10 protein-coding genes are annotated in these 15561 nt (G+C 70.6%); 7 read left to right on the plus strand and 3 right to left on the minus strand.

Annotated features, from left to right (window positions below; translation table 11 throughout):
• Positions 1-14: 14 nt before the first annotated feature.
• Entirely contained in the window at positions 15-1709 is a 1695-nt protein-coding gene (gene araB, locus ACIPK4_RS19760; protein ID WP_402314222.1) for a ribulokinase, read from the minus strand.
• Positions 1710-2249: 540 nt separating this feature from the next.
• On the opposite strand from araB, the gene ACIPK4_RS19765 reads away from it, so the two are divergent.
• The 4 genes from ACIPK4_RS19765 (at position 2250) to yjfF (ending at position 7016) form a co-directional block, all read left to right on the plus strand.
• Positions 2250-3248 carry an ABC transporter substrate-binding protein gene (locus ACIPK4_RS19765; RefSeq protein WP_402314224.1) on the plus strand — a complete coding sequence of 333 codons (999 nt, stop codon included), beginning with the start codon at positions 2250-2252 and terminating at the stop codon, positions 3246-3248.
• Between the two features lie 92 nt (positions 3249-3340).
• On the plus strand, positions 3341-4900 hold the full coding sequence (locus ACIPK4_RS19770) for a sugar ABC transporter ATP-binding protein (RefSeq protein WP_402314226.1): 1560 nt from the start codon (positions 3341-3343) through the stop codon (positions 4898-4900).
• The gene (locus ACIPK4_RS19775) at positions 4897-5997 is read left to right on the plus strand and encodes an ABC transporter permease (protein ID WP_402314228.1); all 1101 of its coding nucleotides are present in this window, start codon (positions 4897-4899) and stop codon (positions 5995-5997) included. Before ACIPK4_RS19770 ends, ACIPK4_RS19775 begins: the two co-directional genes overlap by 4 nt.
• Positions 5994-7016: a galactofuranose ABC transporter, permease protein YjfF gene (gene yjfF / locus ACIPK4_RS19780; protein ID WP_402314230.1), complete on the plus strand. Its 1023-nt coding sequence runs from the start codon at positions 5994-5996 to the stop codon at positions 7014-7016. Before ACIPK4_RS19775 ends, yjfF begins: the two co-directional genes overlap by 4 nt.
• A gap of 791 nt (positions 7017-7807) precedes the next feature.
• On the opposite strand, the gene ACIPK4_RS19785 is transcribed toward yjfF, so the two are convergent.
• Complete coding sequence (locus ACIPK4_RS19785) at positions 7808-8884, minus strand: LacI family DNA-binding transcriptional regulator (protein WP_402314232.1); 1077 nt, start codon at positions 8882-8884, stop codon at positions 7808-7810.
• 331 nt (positions 8885-9215) lie between these two features.
• Here ACIPK4_RS19785 and araD point away from each other — a divergent pair, with 331 nt between their 5' ends.
• The 3 genes from araD to ACIPK4_RS19800 all read left to right on the plus strand — a co-directional run bounded on the left by araD (position 9216) and on the right by ACIPK4_RS19800 (position 13646).
• Positions 9216-9953 (plus strand): L-ribulose-5-phosphate 4-epimerase AraD, encoded by a 738-nt coding sequence (araD, locus tag ACIPK4_RS19790; RefSeq protein WP_402314234.1) that lies wholly within the window; start codon positions 9216-9218, stop codon positions 9951-9953.
• 584 nt (positions 9954-10537) lie between these two features.
• The gene (locus ACIPK4_RS19795; RefSeq protein ID WP_402314235.1) at positions 10538-13009 is read left to right on the plus strand and encodes a glycoside hydrolase family 9 protein; all 2472 of its coding nucleotides are present in this window, start codon (positions 10538-10540) and stop codon (positions 13007-13009) included.
• 106 nt (positions 13010-13115) lie between these two features.
• Positions 13116-13646 (plus strand): GNAT family N-acetyltransferase, encoded by a 531-nt coding sequence (locus ACIPK4_RS19800; RefSeq protein ID WP_054227867.1) that lies wholly within the window; start codon positions 13116-13118, stop codon positions 13644-13646.
• Between the two features lie 141 nt (positions 13647-13787).
• Here the strand turns inward: ACIPK4_RS19800 and ACIPK4_RS19805 are convergent, their stop codons facing one another.
• On the minus strand, positions 13788-15230 hold the full coding sequence (locus ACIPK4_RS19805; RefSeq protein WP_402314236.1) for an endo-1,4-beta-xylanase: 1443 nt from the start codon (positions 15228-15230) through the stop codon (positions 13788-13790).
• Positions 15231-15561: the final 331 nt, after the last annotated feature.

Below are 15561 nucleotides of genomic sequence, written 5' to 3' on the forward strand. Positions count from 1 at the left end.
AACAGCGGGCCTGGTCAGCCCGCGTGGTGGGCCGTGTCGCGGATGTTCCGCAGACGGTGCAGCAGACCGCCGGTGCCGAAATGGTCGTGCAGGAGCCGGTACTCGGCGAAGAGGGCGTCGTAGGCGTCGGCCCGGGAGGCGTCGGGCGTGTAGACGGCAGGCCGTCGGCGGCCCATGGCGGCGGTGGCCGTGCGCACGTCGGTGTGCGCGCCGGCCGCTACGGCGGCGTGGATGGCCGACCCGAGCGCGGGGCCCTGGTCGGACGCGGCGAGGGAGACGGGGCGACGCAGCACGTCGGCGTAGATCTGCATCAGCAATGCGTTCTTGGCCAGGCCGCCGGCGACGATGAACTCGTTCACCGGCACCCCGCCCTGCTCAAGGGCCTCCACGATGACGCGGGTGCCGAACGCGGTCGCCTCGAGCAGCGCACGGTAGACGTCCTCGGGGCGGGTCGCGAGGGTGAGCCCCACGATGACCCCGGAGAGGTGGTGGTCGACGAGGACGGAACGGTTCCCGTTGAGCCAGTCGAGGGCGACCAGTCCGTGGCCTCCGACCGGCTGCCGGGCGGCCTTCCGGGTCAGCAGGGTGTGCAGGTCCTCGCCGCGGTCGGCGGCCTCGGCGAGGTAGTCCGGTGGGACGCCTTGGTCGAGCACCCAGGCGAAGACGTCGCCGACCGCGCTCTGGCCGGCCTCGTAGCCGTAGGTTCCCTCGACGATCCCGCCGCTCACGACACCGCAGATGCCGGGGACGTCGGCGAGGACGGGAGCGTTCACGACGTGGCAGGTGGAGGTGCCCATGATGGCGAGCAGCTGACCGTCCTCGACGGCCTGGGCCGCCGCCGCGGTGACATGGGCGTCGACGTTGCCCGCGGCCACGGCGATGCCGGGCCGCAGCCCTGTCCAAGCTGCTGCCTCGGGACTGAGCGAGCCCACGCGTGAGCCCAGTGCGGAGAGTGGGAATTCGAGGCGGGTCCGTGCGAAGTCGGCGAACCGGGGGTTGAGGGCGGCCAGGTACTCCTCGCTCGGGTAGGCGCCGTCCTGGTGGATGCCCTTGTATCCGGCGGTGCAGGCGTTGCGGGACTCGGTTCCGGTGAGCTGCCACACGATCCAGTCCGCGGCCTCGATCCACCGCGCGCAGGTTTCGTAGACGAGCGGATCCTCCTCCAGGACCTGGAGGGCCTTCGCGAACTGCCACTCGGCGGAGATCCGGCCGCCGTAGCGGGTGATCCACTTCTCCCCGCGGGCGTGGGCGAGTTCGTTGATGCGGTCGGCATGCGACTGGGCCGCGTGGTGCTTCCACAGCTTGGGCCACGCGTGCGGCCGTCCGGCGAGCTCCGTCTCGGCGAGGGGGGTTCCGTCGGCCAGCGTGGGAAGGACGGTGCACGCGGTGAAGTCGGTGCCGATGCCGATCACCGCGGCAGGGTCGACCCCGGCCGCCGCAACGGCCTCGGGGACGGCGTGACGCAGTACGTCCCGCCAGTCCTGCGGGTGTTGCAGGGCCCAGTCCGGGGGCAGTTGCACCCCGTTGTGCGGCAGGTGCCGGGCGATGACGCCGTGCCGGTAGGTGTGGACCGCGACGGCCAGCTCCTTACCGTCGCGAACCCGCACCACCACGGCGCGGCCCGACAGCGTGCCGAAGTCGACGCCGACCGTGTAGTGCTCCGATTCCTCGGAATGCGGGGTGGGCGCGTGGGGACGGGGTGACGTCAACAGAGTGCCTTTCGAAGGAGCCGTGGGGCGGCAGGCGGTCGGGCAGGCCCGGAGTCGCCGCCCGCAATCCTGACGGTCGGGCGGGTGGTCCCCCGCAGTGTGAGCGCTAACAATGTCGATAGGCAAGAGGTGGGTGCGGATGATGTGCGGCTCCGTCGGCGCAGCTGCCCCCGTATGGGTAGGGCGGCCCGGGAGGATCTGCCGTTGGCGCGAGGCGCGTTGAGGCTTCTCGGCATGAGGCCGCCAGGGGGAGCGTGCCGACAGGGGGGACGGTCCGCTTCGTCGGCGCACCTGATGCGATAACGGACAGGTAACGCGCGCAAGGGGGTTGAGAACGTGCCTTGTTAGCGCTCACAATGCGACGGCGCCGCATTCGTCATTTGATCCCCGACTGCCGACTGCCGACTGCCGACTGCCGACTGCCGACCTGACGTCGGCTGCCCCGGCCGTCGAGCAGCGGCACTCCTGGGGCTCCTGGTGGACAAAGCCCGGCCCCGACCGCGCGGCGCCTCTTTCATGCTCCCTGAAAGGACACTCCCCATGGCTCGCAGATCAGCTCTCGTCCTCACCGCCGCCCTACTCGCCTCCACGACGTTGACCGCCTGCTCCACCGAGGCCCCCGCCTCCGGCTCCTCCTCGGCGGCCAAGGCGGGATCCGGCAAGACGATCACGCTCGGCTTCGCCCAGGTCGGCGCCGAGAGCGGTTGGCGCACCGCCAACACCAAGTCCGTCCAGGAGGCGGCGAAGAAGGCCGGAATCACCCTCAAGTTCTCCGACGCGCAGCAGAAGCAGGAGAACCAGATCAAGGCGATCCGCACCTTCATCCAGCAGAAGGTCGACGTCATCGCCTTCTCGCCGGTCGTGGAGTCCGGCTGGGACACGGTGCTGAAGGAGGCCAAGGACGCCGGTATCCCGGTCATCCTCACCGACCGCGCCGTGGACAGCAAGGACACCTCCCTCTACAAGACCTTCCTGGGCTCGGACTTCGTCAAGGAGGGCAAGTCCGCGGGCGAGTGGCTGACCAGCGCGTACGCGAACGAGCAGGGTCCGGTCAACATCGTCGAGCTCCAGGGCACCACGGGCTCCGCACCCGCCAACGACCGCAAGGCCGGCTTCGCCGACGTCATCCGCAGTGACGGCAAGTTCAAGATCGTGGCCTCGCAGTCGGGCGACTTCACCCGCGCCAAGGGCAAGGAGGTCATGCAGGCTTTCCTGAAGTCCCAGAAGGACATCGACGTCCTCTACGCCCACAACGACGACATGGCCCTCGGTGCCATCCAGGCCATCGAGGAGTCCGGCAAGAAGCCCGGGACGGACATCAAGGTGATCTCGGTGGACGGGATCAAGGACGCCTTCGTCGCGATGACCGAGGGCAAGATCAACGTCGTGGTGGAGTGCAACCCGCTGCTCGGTGACCAGCTGATGGAGTTGACCAAGAAGGTCGCGGCGGGGGAGAGCGTGCCGCCTCGTGTCGAGACTCAGGAGGGTGTCTTCCCGCAGGACAAGGCCGCGGCCGCGCTGCCGTCCCGGAACTACTGAAACTGCAGGTTCCGGCGCGGCAGGAGGTCCGCCCGGCTCCTCCTCCACCGTCCGGAGCCCGCTCCACCACCCCACCCATGAGAGGAGGGCGGATGGCATCCCCGTCCACCCCGCGGCCCACGGACGCCGGGGACCCGCAGCCGGTCCTGGAAGCCCGCGGCATCCGCAAGCAGTTCCCGGGCGTGCTCGCCCTCGACGGAGTCGCATTGCGGCTCTTCCCCGGTGAGGTGCACGCCCTGATGGGCGAGAACGGCGCCGGGAAGTCCACCTTGATCAAGGTGCTCACCGGTGTCCACCCCGCCGACGGCGGCGCCGTCCTCGTCGACGGCCGGTCCCACGCGTTCGCGGACCCCCTCCAGGCGCAGCAGGCCGGAATCAGCACCGTCTACCAGGAGGTCAACCTCTGTCCGAACATCTCGGTCGCCGAGAACATCCTCATCGGGCGCGAACCGCGCCGGTTCGGTCTCATCCACTGGTCCGCGATGCGGCAGCGGGCGGCGGAGCTGCTGACGGAACTGGACCTCGACCTGGACGTCACCGGTCTGCTCGGTTCACATTCCCTTGCCGTGCAGCAGCTGGTCGCCATCGTCCGGGCGGTGGACGTCTCGGCCAAGGTGCTCGTACTGGACGAACCGACCTCCAGCCTGGACCGCGAGGAGGTGGCCCAGCTCTTCGCCCTGGTGCGGCGCCTGCGTGACCGCGGTGTGGCCATCCTGTTCGTCACGCACTTCCTCGACCAGGTGTTCGACCTCTGCGACCGCGTCACCATCCTGCGCAACGGCCGCCTGGAAGGCGAGTACCCCATCGGCGAACTCACTCCGGTGACGCTGGTGCAGCGCATGATCGGCGGAGAACTGGCCACCCTCGACCAGCTGTCCGGACGTGCCCACGAGGAAGCGGCCGAACGTGCGACCGCCGAGCCGTTCCTCCAGGCGCGACAGCTGACCCGCACGGGCTCGATCGAACCGTACGACCTCGACATCCATGCCGGCGAGGTCATCGGACTGGCCGGCCTCCTGGGCTCGGGCCGCACCGAAGTGGCGCGCCTCCTGTTCGGCGCCGACAGCGCGGACGCCGGTGAGGTGAGCATCGAGGGCAGGAGGGTACCCCTGCGCACCCCGCGCCACGCCATCGCCCGGGGCATCGCGTTCTGCTCCGAGAACCGCAAGTCCGAGGGCCTGGTGGGCGAGCTCACGGTCCGCGAGAACATCATCCTCGCGCTGCAGGCCGCCCGCGGCTGGACGAGGCCACTGACCCGTACGAAACAGGACGAGCTGGCGCGGCACTGGATCGACGCCCTGGACATCCGGCCCGCCGACCCCGAAGCGCAGGTACGCCACCTCAGCGGAGGCAACCAGCAGAAGGTCCTCCTCGCGCGCTGGCTGCTGACCGCTCCCCGGCTCCTGATCCTCGACGAACCCACCCGGGGCATCGACATCGGGGCCAAGGCGGAGATCCAGAAGCTCGTGGCCCGCCTGGCGGGCGAAGGCACCGCCGTGCTGTTCATCTCGGCGGAACTCGAAGAGGTCCTGCGTCTGAGCCACCGCATCGCCGTGCTCCGCGACCACCGCATGGTGGCCACCCTCACGAACGACGACACCGTCACGCCCGAACGCATCCTCACGACCATCGCCACCGGAGCGGACTCATGACCACCCAGCCTGCCGAGCCCCAGGCGGTCGGCGGAATCGGCAGACGCCCGGCCGGCCACCACCTGCTGTGGCCCACGCTCATCCTGCTCGCGCTGCTCCTCGGCAACCTCGCGTTCCACCACGACTTCTTCTCCGTCCGCGTACGCGACGGCCACCTCTACGGCAGCCTCATCGACATCCTCCAGTTCGGCGCGCCCCTCACCCTCGTGGCGCTCGGCATGACCCTCGTCATCGCCACCCGCGGGATCGACCTCTCGGTGGGTTCCACGGTCGCCATCGCCGGCGCCCTCGCCTGTGGGCACATCTCCACCGCCGCACATCCGGGCAGCGCCGCCACCATGCTCACGGCGGTCGCCCTCGCGCTCGGCGTCGCCCTCGTACTGGGCCTCGCCAACGGCTTCCTGGTCTCCGGGCTGGGAGTGCAGCCGATCGTGGCCACCTTGATCCTCATGGTCGCGGGCCGCGGCGTCGCCCAGCTCATCACCGGCGGCCAGATCATCACGGTGACCAGCGCCCCCTACAAGATGATCGGCGGCGGCTACTGGCTGACCTTCCCGTTCGCCGTCCTCCTGGCCGCCGCACTCGTCGCGCTCACCGGCTTCGTCACCCGTCGCAGCGCACTCGGCATGCTGATCGAGTCCGTAGGCGGCAACCCCGCCGCCAGCCGCCTGGTCGGCATCCGCGCCGGCGGTCTGCTCGCCCTGGTCTACGTCTTCAGCGCGCTGTGCGCCGCCGTCGCCGGGCTGATGATCAGCTCCAACGTCTCCAGCGCCGACGGCAACAACGCCGGCCTGTGGATCGAACTCGACGCGATCCTCGCCGTCGTCGTCGGCGGCACCGCCCTGACCGGGGGACGCTTCTCCCTCGGCGGCACCGTCCTGGGCGCCCTGATCATCCAGACCCTGTCCACCACCGTCTACACGCTCGGCGTCCCACCCGAGACCACCCTCGTCTTCAAGGCCTTCGTCGTCATCGTCGTCTGCCTCGTCCAGTCGCCCGTCTTCCGTGCCAAGGCCCTGCGCCGCCGCGGGACAACCCCTCCCCGATCCGACACCACGGCGGGCGCCGCCCCGCAGCAGCAGGAGGTACGCGCATGAGTACCGGCATCGCGAGCGCAGCCGCTGGGCTCACCCGCCCCCTCGCGACCGTGTCCCCGCGCACCCGCACCCGTATCCCACTGATCGTCACGGCCGTCCTGCTGGTCGTCATGTTCAGCGTCGGATCGGTGCGCTACGAGGGCTTCCTCTCCGCGCAAGTCGTGCTGAACCTGCTGATCGACAACGGATTCCTCCTGGTCGTTGCGGTCGGGGCGACCTTCGTCATCCTCACCGGCGGCATCGATCTGTCCGTCGGCTCCATGGTGGCCCTGTCGACCACGCTCACCGCCTGGCTGGTCGAGTCGCACGGCTGGCCCCTGGCCGCCGTCATCCCACTGGTCCTGCTGGTCGGCGCCGCGAGCGGAACGCTCATGGGCTGGATCATCCACACCTTCGAGATCCAGCCGTTCATCGTCACCCTGGCCGGCATGTTCCTCGCCCGCGGGCTCTGCTACACGATCAGCACGGAATCCATCACGATCAGCGACCCCGCCACGACGGGAATCGCTCAGACCCGGCTGTACGGCCCGGGGGGACTGTTCGTCTCGATCCCCGTGGTCATCGCCCTGGCCGTGCTGGTGATCGCCTTCGTCGTACTGCACCACACGGGCTTCGGACGCAACGTGTACGCACTGGGCGGAAGTGAGTCCTCCGCACGCCTGATGGGTCTTCCGGTGGGCTCCACCAAGATCGCCGTATACGCCGTCAGCGGCCTGTGCTCCGCCCTCGGCGGCCTGCTGCTGACCTTCTACATGCTCTCCGGCTACGCCCTCCACGCCATGGGCATGGAACTCGACGCGATCGCCGCCACGGTGATCGGCGGCACGCTGCTGACCGGAGGCGCCGGCTTCGTCCTGGGCACCGCCCTCGGCGTGCTCGTCCTCGGCATGATCCAGACGGTCGTCAACTTCCAGGGCACGCTCAGCTCCTGGTGGACCCGGATCGTCATCGGCGCCCTGCTGCTCGTGTTCATCTTGCTGCAACGTCTGATGAGCGGCCGCCGCCCCGCCGACGACTGACCCCGGGTCCGCAGCCCGTCCGCCCGTGCCACCGCGCTGCGTGCTGCCCGCACCGCTTGCTTCGCGGCACGCGCCCGGCGGAACGGCCGCAGGACACACCACCGTGGAAGACGCAGACCGGTCCGTCGACCGGGCTTCCGGGCCCAGGCAGGAAGTGCGTCGTCCGCGGACGGTGCGCCCCCTGCGCCCCGGACGATGGGGGAACGGGTCGCAGGGGCGGTTCAGGTGCCCCGGCCGGGCCGCGCGGATGTCCACGCGCGCGGCGTCCGGTCGTAGGGGCGGTTCAGGTGCCCCGGCTGCCGGGCCCGCGCGGAGGTCCACGCGCGCGTCGTCCGCCTCCATCCGCTGATCCCGCCGGACGGCTGGGGCCACCCGGCCGTTGTGGGGCTCACGGCCCACGACCTCGCCGCTTGCGAGCACCCCGTACGCCCCTTCGGTGCGACGGCGGGCCGTTGCGCCGACCGCATCGCGCGCGGCCGGCTCGGCGTCGCGGCTCCCCCCACGGCTCGCCACCCATGGGACCGGGCACACGGTGACGGCGGTCCCGACGGGGTCGACCAGCGCGTGCGGCGGTGCGAACCCCTGCGGGCAAGGGCGGCGGGCCCTCCCGGGCCTGCGCAGGGGGTCGCCGGAAACCCGGCACTGCCCGGCCCCGCCTCGCCGAACCGGCCCCCTGCCCGACGGGCCTCCGACGGCCGGGCGGGCCGTACCGGTCGACCAGGGTCCACAGCTTCACCACGTCACCGCCTGAGAGGGGCGGGCCGGTCCTGTCCGCGGCCCGGGCGGTGGGGTCATTCGCCGGGCGGAGCGATCCTGCGCGCCGTGCTGGCGCGCACGATGAGCTCGGGCGCCACCACCAGGTGCGTCGACTCGTCGGTCCGGCCCTCGATGTGGTCCAGGAGCAAGCCGATGCTGTCGCGGCCGAGCGAGGCGAAGTCCTGACGGATCGTCGTCAGCGGAGGTGGGAAGAACTCCGCCTCGGGGATGTCGTCGAAGCCGGCCACCGCTACGTCCTCCGGCGTGCGCAGGCCTGCTTCCCGCAAGGCCCTCAGGACACCGAGGGCCATCTGGTCGTTGGCGACGAACACCGCGGTGAGGCCCGCTCCCTGCCCTCGTGACGCCCGTACCCGCCCCGCGAGCTGCTGGCCGGCCTGGTATCCGGACAGTGGACTCCAGTCGCCGCGCAGCAGGGGTGGCGTCTCGGCGCCGGCATCGCGCAGCGCTTCCTCCCACCCCTGCGTGCGGGCCTCGCTCTCCAGCCAGTCGGGAGGGCCTGCGACGTGCCACACGGTGGAGTGGCCCGAGGCGAGGAGGTGTTCCGTGATCATGCGAGCGCCGAGATTCTGGTCCAGCGACACCCCCGGGAGGTCCAGGGTGTGGCCGCCTTCCACGGTGACCACCGGGCACGGTGCTTCCAATGCCGCCAGGGCCCTCACCGCGGCGCGCTGGGGGGTCACGGCGACGATCCCCTCCACGCCCCACCCCGCGAGGTGTTGCATGGCTTCGGCGAGGGCCGTCTGCGTGGCCGTCCGGAGCGTGACGGCAGAGGTGAGATAGCCGCGGTCCCGAGCCGCCTCCTGAACCCCCGCCACGGTGCTGGCGGGCCCGTGCAGAGTGGTGTTCACCGCGATGACGCCCAGTGTGTGGGTCCGGCGAGTGGCCAGCGCCCGGGCCGCCGAGTTGCGGCGGTACCCCAGCTGCTCGATGACCTGTGTCACCGCGGCCCGGGTCTTGGCGCTGACGTTCGGGTGGTCGCTGAGCACCCGGGAAACGGTCTGATGGGACACGCCGGCGACGCGTGCGACATCCGTCATCGTGGGCGCGCGCGAGACGTCTGGGAGTTGGGTCAACTCTCTTCCTTTCCTCATCGAGCGGCCTTCCCTCAAGGTATCGAACCAGCCGCGGCCCGCCCACGTCTCGGACCGAGCGGGAGATCGTCGACCAGGTATCGATGTCGGCGTTCGATGTTGGCGTTCACATTATGCAGCGTTGCGCGCAGGGTGAGGGCAGGAAATCTTCTCGCGACTCTTGAGATTCGTGCTTGTTAGCGCTCACAATTCGAGGGGCCGCCGACGTGCCGCAACCGCGATGCCCGGTACGGCCCCCCGATCAGTCCAGCCCACTCGTGCGCGACAGCGGGGCCTGACGGACGCCGGTCCCGGAAACCGCCGCACATGTCGGAAAGACGGTGAAAGTGTAGTGAGCGAGACCAGCCTCAAGGACCTCCGTCGCGAGGTGCTCGCGGCCAACCTGCGCATCCCTGAGGCCGGTCTGGCCACCCTCACCTGGGGCAACGTCAGTGGAGTGGATCGAGACGCCGGCGTCTTCGTCATCAAGCCGTCCGGGGTCTCCTACGCCGACCTCACCGAGGAGGACCTGGTGGCGGTGGCGCTGGAGGACGGGCGGGTCGTCGACGGGCACCTCAGGCCGTCCACCGACACCGAAACCCATCGGTGCCTCTACCGGGCCTTCCCCTCCATCGGCGGTGTCACCCACACGCACTCGACGCACGCGGTCGCCTTCGCCCAGGCGCGCCGCCCGATCCCCGTGCTCGGTACGACCCACGCCGACACCTTCAACGGGCCCGTCCCCGTGACGGCGGACCTCACCGCCGAGCAGTGCGCGCAGGACTACGAGTACAACACCGGACAGGTGATCGTTGCCCGGCTGGACGGCGACCCCCGTCGGGCCGACGAGGTCCCCGGAGCGCTCGTCTCGCGACACGGTCCCTTCACCTGGGGCGCCAGCGCGAAGGCTGCGCTGGAGAACGCCATCGTCTGCGAGGCCGTGGCGGAGATGGCGCTGCACACGCTGGCGCTGGGATCCCGCCTCGGGGACACCTCCGAGCCGCCGAGGCATCTGCTGGAGCGGCACTTCACCCGCAAGCACGGGCCGGACGCCTACTACGGCAACGCCCCACATGTCCCGGGCGCCTGAGGTCGCGCACCGCCCAGTGCTGTGACCGGATGGGTTCACCGCCTCGCGACGCCCGGCACGGCGCCTCGCTGTGTTGTAGGACCGCGCGAGTGACCTGCCGCGCGCGTCCGGCGGCGCGTCCTCGCGGTGCGCACACGAAGGGCGGCTGTGAAGCCCGTGCACCCGTGCCCTCGTAGGCCACTCGGGTCCGGCGGTCGAGCACGCGTCGCGGTGGGGCGGTGTCAATCCCGCGTTGCCGGAAGGAGCGGCGCCCAGGGGATCTCAGCGGTGAGACGGACGGCCGGCAGGCCTGCCGGGGCGCGGCCCTGCCTGCAGGCCGGCCGCCTGGCCGACGCCGAGGCCCCGCAGCGGCCGGTGCGGCCTGCCCGCCCCTCTCGGCGCGACGGCCGACGCCTTGCCGGACGCACCCGCGTCCCCGTGGACGGACGGCTCGCCCCGGCAGTCCGGCGGCGTCCCGGGTCGGTCTCGTCTCGGACCGCGGGCGGTCAACCACCGTACACACCGCGGTACTTGACGGTGCCGTCCGTCGGCTGGCTTGATTGGGAGCGCTCCCACGAATGCCCCCCACAAGGAAGGCTCCGTCCATGCCTCCTGTCACCTCCGCCCGCGGCGTGCCACGTCGCGCGGCCGCCCTGCTCGCCGGCCTGGCGCTGGCCGTCGGCGTCCTGTCCACCACTGCCCTGACCGTTCCGGTCGCGGCTGCCGCCGCCGGGGCCGCCGATGCCGGCACACCCGTCCGGGTCAACCAGCTCGGCTACCTGCCCGACGGCCCCAAGCGGGCCACCGTGGTCAGCTCCGCGACCGCCCCGCTCGCCTGGCAACTGCGCGACGCCTCAGGTGCGGTGGCCGCCTCGGGCACCACCACGGTGCACGGCGCCGACCAGGCGTCCGGCCAGTCCACGCACCTGGTGGACTTCGGCGCGTATGCGGGCAACGGCACCGGCTTCACCCTGGTCGTCGACGGCCGGAGCAGCCACCCCTTCGACATCTCCGCCGCACTGTACGACGGACTGCGCGCCGACAGCATGTCCTTCTTCTACCAGCAGCGCAGCGGCATTGCGATCGACGCCGCCCTGGCGGGCGGTACCGCCTACGCCCGCCCCGCCGGGCACCTGGGCGTAGCCCCCAACAAGGGCGACAGCAGTGTCCCCTGTCAGGCCGGGGTGTGCGACTACCAACGGGACGTGCGGGGCGGTTGGTACGACGCGGGCGACCACGGCAAGTACGTGGTCAACGGCGGCATATCCGCCTGGGAAATAGTCAACTCCTTCGAACGCGCACACCGTTCGGGCGGCGATGCGGCCCTCGGGGACTCGACGCTGCACGTGCCGGAGCGCGGCAACGGGATGCCGGACGTGCTGGACGAGGCCCGCTGGGAGCTGGAGTTCCTGCTGCGGATGCAGGTCCCGGCCGGGAAGCCGATGGCCGGGATGGCCTTCCACAAGGTGCATGACGCCAAATGGACCGCCCTCCCCACTCGGCCCGAAACCGACCCCGAACAGCGTGAGCTGCACCAACCGTCGACCGCCGCGACGCTGAACCTGGCGGCCTCGGCCGCGCAGTGCGCCCGGGTGTACGCACCGTACGACGCCGCGTTCGCCGCGCGCTGCCTGGACGCGGCCCGCCGCGCCTGGACGGCCGCCAAGGCCAACCCCCACGTGCTCGCCCCGGCGGCCGACAACACCGGAGGAGGTGCGTACGAGGACCCCGACGTCTCCGACGAGTTCTACTGGGCAGCGGCGGAACTCCTGGCCACCACCGGTGAATCACCGTACCGGGACGCGGTCACCACCTCTGCGCACCACACCAAGCCCGTCGACGCGTTCTGGTGGGGCGGCACCGCGACGCTCGGTCGCATCACCCTCGCCACCACCCCCGGCGTGACCCTGCCCGCCGACGACGTGGCCCGGCTGCGCGGCCTGCTGACCGCCGCCGCCGACGGCCACCTGTCCACCATGGCCGGACAGGGCTACGGGGTGCCGCTCCCGGCCACCGGGTACGTGTGGGGCTCCAACAGTTCCATCACCAACAACGCGATGGTGCTGGCCGTGGCGTACGAGCTCACCGGCCAACCACGCTATCGGCTGGGCGCGTTGGAGTCCTTGGACTACCTGCTGGGCCGCAATGCGCTCGACCTCTCCTACGTCACCGGCTACGGCGACCGCTACTCCGAGAACCAGCACCACCGGTTCTGGGCGCACCAGAACGAGGCCTCTCTGCCGCACCCGCCGGCCGGTTCCTTCGCGGGCGGGCCGAACGCGGCACTGGAGGACCCGGTGGCCAGGGAGAAGCTGGCGGGCTGCGCTCCGGCGGCGTGCTACGTGGACGACATCGGCTCCTACTCCACGAACGAGGTGGCCATCAACTGGAACGCCTCGCTGGCCTGGCTGGCGGCCTTTGCGGCTGAGCGGCGCAGTGCCCCGGCGGTGCCCGTGGTCCAGGTGGCACCGGCCGCCGTGACGGTCCCCGAGGGCGGTTCGGCGCCGGTGGACGTGCGGCTCACGGCCGCGCCCGCCCAGAACGTCACGGTGACGGTGGCCCGGAACTCCGGCGACGAGGACCTGTCGGCGGCGGCGACCCTGGTGTTCAGTCCGGTCAACTGGGCGACGGCGCAGCGGGTTCCGGTCTTCGCCGCGCAGGATGCCGACGCATTGCCGGGCAGTGCGACCTTCACGGTCGGTGGCCCCGGCGTGCAGCCCGCGACGTTCACGGCGACGGAGGCGGACGACGACGCGTCGGCGGCCTCCTGCACGGTGGCGTACCGGATCGACGACGCGTGGGGCAACGGCTTCACGGCGACGGTCACCGTGAGGAACACCGGAACCTCGGCGATCTCCGGCTGGACCCTCGGCTGGAGCTTCGCGGGTGATCAGCGGATCAGCAACGCCTGGAACGCCACGGTGAGCCAGTCGGGCAACACGGTCACCGCCCGGGACGCCGGGTGGAACGGCACGCTGGCGCCCGGCGGCAGCGCGAGCCTCGGCTTCCAGGCGACGTACTCGGGAGCCAACGCGATCCCCACGCGCTACGTGCTCAACGGTGCCCTCTGCTCCTGAACGGCCCTCGCGCCCTGCCCGCCGCCCCTCAGGCGCGGCGGGCAGAGCGCGCTCGGCACGAGATATTCGCTGGTCGAGGGTTGTTGATGGTGGTCATACTGCCGCGATGGATCCAGTGACTCTTGAGTCCGACCGTCTGGTGCTGCGGGCGTTCACATCTGCCGACGTGGATGCGGTGTACGAAGCCTGCCAGGACGAGGACATCCAGTTCTACACCCCGGTTCCGGTGCCGTACCGGCGTGCGGACGCGGAGAGGCTCGTCGGCGAGGAGCTGCCCGCTCAGTGGGCTGAGGACAGGGACTACACCCTTGGTGCGTTCCGCAAGGACACCGGCGCCCTGGTCGGCTCGCACTGCCTGACCCTCATCAGCCGCGGCGTCTGGGAGCTCGGTTACTGGGCGGTCAAGGAGCAGCGCGGACGCGGGTACACGGTGGAGGCCGCTCGGGCCCTGTGCGACTGGGGCTGGGCCACGCTCGACGTGCACCGCATCGAGTGGTGGGCCATGGTCGGGAACACCGGCTCGCGCGCCGTCGCCGAGAGGCTCGGTTTCACCGTCGAAGGGACACTCCGCAATCGGAGCATCGCCAACGATGGCAAGCCGCACGACTGGTGGGTGGGCGGACTGCTGAGGCCCTGATGCCCGGGCCGGACAGCGCCGCCCCGGCCCATCGGATGCTGAAGGGCGGACGACGACGGAGTGGAGCCAGGATCGTCCTGGCTCCACTCCATGGTGTGCGCGTGCTCCTCGGGGGAAGCCGCACCGTGGGTCTTCGGTGGTTCAGGTGCGGGTCCAGCGCTGGTTACCGCCGTTCGAGCAGGAGTAGAGCTGGATCGGGGTGCCGTTGGCGGTGCCGTTGCCGGTGGCGTCGAGGCAGAGGCCGGACTGGACCCCGACGATCGATCCGTCGGAGTTGAGGCGCCACTTCTGGTTGTCGCCTCCCCAGCAGCTGTAGATCTGGACTTTGACTCCGTTGCCGGTGCCGGCGGCGTCCAGGCACTTGTTGCCGTAGACCCTGAGCTCGCCCTCGGCCGTGTACGCCCACTGCTGGTTGGTTCGGTTGTTGCAGTCCCACAGGGTGACCTGGGTGCCGTCGGTGGTGCCGGCACCGGGCACGTCCACGCAGCGGCCCGAACCGACGCCCTTGATCTGCCCCGTACCGGGCGAGGGGGTCGGAGTGGGCGTCGGGGAAACGGCGTTGAGTGCGTTGAGCACGGAGGCGTAGGCGGGCTTCTTGCCGCCGTTGCCGTCGAACAGCAGAGGCGATTGCTCCGATCGCCAGGAGTCGGTGTCGCGCACACCCCAGACGGTGATGCCGAGGCAGCGCGGGACGGCCAGGCAGTCGTTGGTCACGTTGGCGTAGGTCGTGGCCGAGGCGCCCTGGATGTCGAGTTCGGTGACGGCCACATCGACGCCGAGGGCGGCGAAGCTCTGCAGGGTGGTGCGGAAGTTGCTGTTGTAGGGGCTGTCGTTGTTGAAGTGGGACTGGAAGCCGACGCAGTCGATCGGCACGCCGCGCTGCTTGAAGTCCCGGACCATGGCGTACACGCCCTGGGTTTTGGCCCAGGTCCAGTTCTCGATGTTGTAGTCGTTGTAGCAGAGCTTGGCGGCCGGGTCGGCGGCGCGCGCGGTGCGGAAGGCGACCTCGATCCAGTCGTTGCCGGTGCGCTGCAGGTTGGAGTCGCGCCGTACTCCCGAACTGCCGTCTGCGAAGGCCTCGTTCACCACGTCCCACTGGGCGAGCTTGCCCTTGTAGTGGGTCATCACGCCGTTGATGTGGTTGGTCATCGCCTGGCGCAGGGCGCTGCCGCTGAGGTTCTGCATCCAGCCGGGCTGCTGGGAGTGCCAGGCCAGGGTGTGGCCGCGTACCTGCTTGCCGTTCTGCACCGCCCAGTTGTAGACGCGGTCACCGGCGGAGAAATTGAACTGGCCCTGTTGGGGCTCGGTCGCGTCGATCTTCATCTCGTTCTCGGGCGTCACCGAGTTGAACTCGCGACCCGCGATCGTCGTGTACGCCGAGTCGCCCAGCCTGCCCGATGCGATGGCGCTGCCGAAGTACCGGCTGCTCTGCGTCGCCGCACCACCGAGCGTGCCCTCGGCGGCTTGTGAGGTCAGCGGCGCCCCCAGCAGAGCGGCCGAACCGAGGACGGCGACGACCAGGGCCGCATGAAGACCACCGGCCTTCCGTCGGACGGTGGTGGGGGGAATGGCGTGTAAGCCCATGAAAGAACCTCCAGGAGGGAAATCACGGAAGGACGGGAGTGCGGCAGAGTGAATTCGCATGAACGGCGCCCGCGTCCACGGACGAAGGACGCTCGCCGCCGGGACGGGAATTCAAAGGCCGGCACCCTTGGCGCCCGGACACAGAAAAGCGGACCGCCTCGGGCCTCAGTCTGGAAACCCCGCCGCAAAGTGTCAAGAGTTTCGAAAAGATTTCGAGAGTGCGCCGCCTGGGCGGCTTGGTGGCTGCTTTCCGTTGAGTCGTCGCCCTCGAAATACTTTCGATGGTGCTGCCCGCATGCTGCGGGTGCACCGGCCGTCGCACGGGCTTGGC

Origin of the sequence: Streptomyces sp. NPDC086989, from assembly GCF_044745505.1 — a bacterium.
Taxonomy (GTDB): Bacteria; Actinomycetota; Actinomycetes; order Streptomycetales; family Streptomycetaceae; genus Streptomyces.

Excerpts from the sequence above, each read along its gene's own strand:
- ACIPK4_RS19765 (WP_402314224.1), top strand. The coding sequence starts at position 2,250 with ATGGCTCGCAGATCAGCTCTCGTCCTCACCGCCGCCCTACTCGCCTCC.
- ACIPK4_RS19770 (WP_402314226.1), top strand. The coding sequence starts at position 3,341 with ATGGCATCCCCGTCCACCCCGCGGCCCACGGACGCCGGGGACCCGCAG.
- ACIPK4_RS19775 (WP_402314228.1), top strand. The coding sequence starts at position 4,897 with ATGACCACCCAGCCTGCCGAGCCCCAGGCGGTCGGCGGAATCGGCAGA.
- yjfF (WP_402314230.1), top strand. The coding sequence starts at position 5,994 with ATGAGTACCGGCATCGCGAGCGCAGCCGCTGGGCTCACCCGCCCCCTC.
- ACIPK4_RS19785 (WP_402314232.1), bottom strand. The coding sequence starts at position 8,884 with ATGAGGAAAGGAAGAGAGTTGACCCAACTCCCAGACGTCTCGCGCGCG.
- ACIPK4_RS19795 (WP_402314235.1), top strand. The coding sequence starts at position 10,538 with ATGCCTCCTGTCACCTCCGCCCGCGGCGTGCCACGTCGCGCGGCCGCC.
- ACIPK4_RS19800 (WP_054227867.1), top strand. The coding sequence starts at position 13,116 with ATGGATCCAGTGACTCTTGAGTCCGACCGTCTGGTGCTGCGGGCGTTC.
- ACIPK4_RS19805 (WP_402314236.1), bottom strand. The coding sequence starts at position 15,230 with ATGGGCTTACACGCCATTCCCCCCACCACCGTCCGACGGAAGGCCGGT.